The following is a 3,201-nucleotide window of genomic DNA, read 5'->3' on the forward strand; positions in this document are numbered from 1 at the left end:
GATTTTGACCATGTTTTTAGTTGGGTGGGTGCGGTATTTTTGGAAAGGTGTTTTGCAGAGTTTGGGTGGTGAGGTAGTGTGTCGTAAGATAACTCGGGTGGGAAATTATTTTGGGACAAGACATCTGTTGCAGGTGACGACTGGGTTAGCTGTGGAGCACCGTTTGCGGGAGTATTTGGAGCAGAATAGGCGGGATCGTTTAGAGGAGAAGAATAAAACGCTGGAGAGCTATATTGTTCGAGACGTTTTTGCTTTGCATGAGCCTGAGCGACCTGTTGCGTTTGGGGCTATTTGGAAGCATCTAGAAGTAGAATTAGATGGAGTAGTGGATGATAAGAAGCAAAAGATGGAAACACCTGAATTTGGAGTTCTCACAAAAAGACACGTGGGTAGCAGAATTGGTGCAGTGCTTAATGCTAAGAGCAGTCGAGCTACCATTGAGGGTGAGTATGTGGTTGGGTATTTGTTTGATAAGGCAAAACTTGCTAGGGCCGCTAAAAAATACGGCCTAACCACACAAACCAAGAGTTCTACTGTTTCTACCGGTCTACTGATTGTGGAGGAGGCGGTGGGGGCAAACCTGAAAAATGAAGTCGATGATTTGTGCTTTGTTTCTGAAAATACCGTCAATTCTGCAAGTCAAAAACTGTTAAATATATCGGTAGACCCTCTGGAAAACGGTAGATCGGTAGGATCGGTAGACAACGCAAAAGCTCAACCCCACCACCAACAAACCCTGCTACCCCTAAAAAACAAAGCAAACAACAAAAACTGTTCAACCCCAAAAGACGCAACTGCGGGTATGTTCTATGAGCTTATTGCTCCGGCTGAACCTTGTGCATGTGGCGTATTTGCCGTTGAATACATCATAACAACAAAACCAACAAATCAAACCCGACGGGTTTACCAAACATGTTTTACCCTGTTTAGAGAAGAACATAAAGCTGAGCGTATCCTTTTGCGGCGGCGCGACGAGGTGGGGGCAAATTGAGCAAAACCTCAACAATCACCGCGACCTTAGAAACGGGCATCTATCCCGCATCTTGTTCAAGCAGTTTGTCCTCTGAAGACTTAGATGAGTTTACAGGGCTGGTTTATGTCCAATATGTTGATCATGTGGTGTTTCATCGAGCCGTAGCCGAAGATATGGGGCCTCAAATACGCGAAACCGTGGGCTGGTTGATCTCTGAAACCGAGGTATGTGTGACGATTTGTTATGATCGCGACACTGCCCCACCAACACTGAGAGGTGGAGATGCAAAGGCATCAGGGTTGGTGCTGCTCAAATCAGCCATTTTAGTACTAAAGAAACTCTGCGAACAAGTATACAAGTTTAAAACTGACAGATGCAACTTTAGTACCAACCAAATACGCGCTAAAACCAGTGAAAAATTTGGTGTCTCCAACAAACAGGAGACGACAACATGAACCAAAACAAACCCCAGCCGTTAACCCGCAACCACCACCTCACCCTCAAAGACCTAGAAACACTCTCACTACCCCTGATCATCCAAGACAACCAAATAACCATTAAAATGGGCCTTAGAAATTACCCGCTAAAGCATCCAGTGACCATAGAGCTAGAAAAAGTGCTAGCAGTCAAAGAACTAAAACTAATAGAATACGTCTTCGAAGCCCTACTTTGCGAAAGACCCGTACTGTTACAATACACCTTTAACAACAAAAGCGTGCTACTGATGGCAAGACATTTCTTGCGCAACTGCTCAGGCAGTCCCCAATCATGCTACACCTACATCCAACATATCCACCAATACACCACATGGCTCGGAAGCAGTCCCGACCAAATAATCGCTGATCTAAAAACTGAGACTAACACAGTTGACCCCCAACGATTGGTGAATCATAACAAATTCGTGGATGATTATGTAGCGGCTCTACAAGACCGCGGCCTAACCAATAGCACCATCAACAACCATCTTAAAGCCTGCAAAATCTTCTACAAAACCAACGACATAAAAATAGAGTTCAACGGGCGCATCCGACGAAAAACAATCTACAAAGACCGCGCACCCACACCCGAAGAATTAACCAAGCTCTTAGATGTGGGGAATCTGCGAGAAAAAACCATAGTTACAATGCTTGCTTTAGGCGGCTTTCGTGAAGGCACGCTTTCAAAACTCAAATACCGCCATGTCAAAGACGACTTAGAAAACAATATCATACCCATACATATACATGTGGAAGAAACCATCACTAAGGGCAAATATGGCGACTACGACACTTTTCTTGGTGCTGAAGCGACACAATACCTAAAACTATATCTCAACCAAAGACAAACCGGAACTAAGCGTATTCCCCCTGAAACCCTAACTGACGAATCGCCTTTGATACGTGCAACAACCAGTCAACCAGTCAGTCCTATAGGTTCTAAGCAGATCACGCAGTTAGTGCATCAACTCTATGTGAAAGCAGGCTTAACTAAACATAAGCAGGGCCACTATGATCTACGGACGCACAGTTTACGAAAGTACTTCAAGACACAGATGATTGCTTTAGGTTGTCAATCCGATTACGTGGATTACTTCATGGGACATGTTCTTGATACTTATCATAGTATTCAGAGCATAGGTTTGGAGCGATTGCGCAGTGCCTACAGTGCCGCAGGATTGAGCATTAGAACAAAAACACAGATGACAGATGTCGATCAAGTAAAACAGTTGATACGGGCGTTAGGCGGCGACCCTAGCAAATGGCTTTCAAAGGAAATGCTAACTGATGGTGCGATAACTGTGCAGAATGCTGAGGATCAACAATTAGCTATGTTGCGGGAGCGGTTAAAACAGTTGATTATAGCTCAAAAATTGGTTTAAAAGTAGCAGTGGCTTACCAAATCCGGGAAGCCCCACCAATTAATTATTTATTAGACGTTAGTCTTTATTAGTGTTTTAGCGGTGAATCGGAGGTTTTATTAGCGTACAGGCGCTTTATTTGGATTTTAAGGTATTTGTGTACTAAATTACGCCATATTATCTAAACATCCCGAACATTTCAAGAACTTCACAGGCCTCACACTCGAAGAATTCAACACCCTAAACCAACAAATAACCCAAAAATATGAAACCTACGAACAAAAACGCCTAACCCAAGAGAACCGCAAACGAGCCATAGGAGCCGGCCAGCCCTTCAAACTCAACCTAACCGACAGACTGCTTCTGATATTTCTCTACTACCACCTATACA

At 44.0% G+C, this 3,201-nt stretch carries 3 protein-coding genes; all 3 read left to right on the forward strand.

The features are described from left to right. A partial coding sequence (locus FWF39_RS12165) for a hypothetical protein (RefSeq protein ID WP_343383703.1) occupies positions 1-991 on the forward strand: 991 nt, incomplete at its 5' end. Further along, positions 988-1,428: a hypothetical protein gene (locus FWF39_RS12170; protein WP_343383704.1), complete on the forward strand. Its 441-nt coding sequence runs from the start codon at positions 988-990 to the stop codon at positions 1,426-1,428. The genes FWF39_RS12165 and FWF39_RS12170, both read left to right, overlap by 4 nt. Beyond that, positions 1,425-2,831, forward strand: coding sequence for a site-specific integrase (locus FWF39_RS12175; RefSeq protein ID WP_343383705.1), 1,407 nt, complete (start codon positions 1,425-1,427; stop codon positions 2,829-2,831). The genes FWF39_RS12170 and FWF39_RS12175 overlap by 4 nt, the downstream gene beginning before the upstream one ends. The last annotated feature ends 370 nt before the right edge of the window (positions 2,832-3,201 follow it).

The organism is Candidatus Bathycorpusculum sp., assembly GCF_009778815.1.
GTDB lineage: Archaea > Thermoproteota > Bathyarchaeia > Bathyarchaeales > Bathycorpusculaceae > Bathycorpusculum > Bathycorpusculum hydrogenotrophicum.

Excerpts from the sequence above, each read along its gene's own strand:
- FWF39_RS12175 (WP_343383705.1), top strand. The coding sequence starts at position 1,425 with ATGAACCAAAACAAACCCCAGCCGTTAACCCGCAACCACCACCTCACC.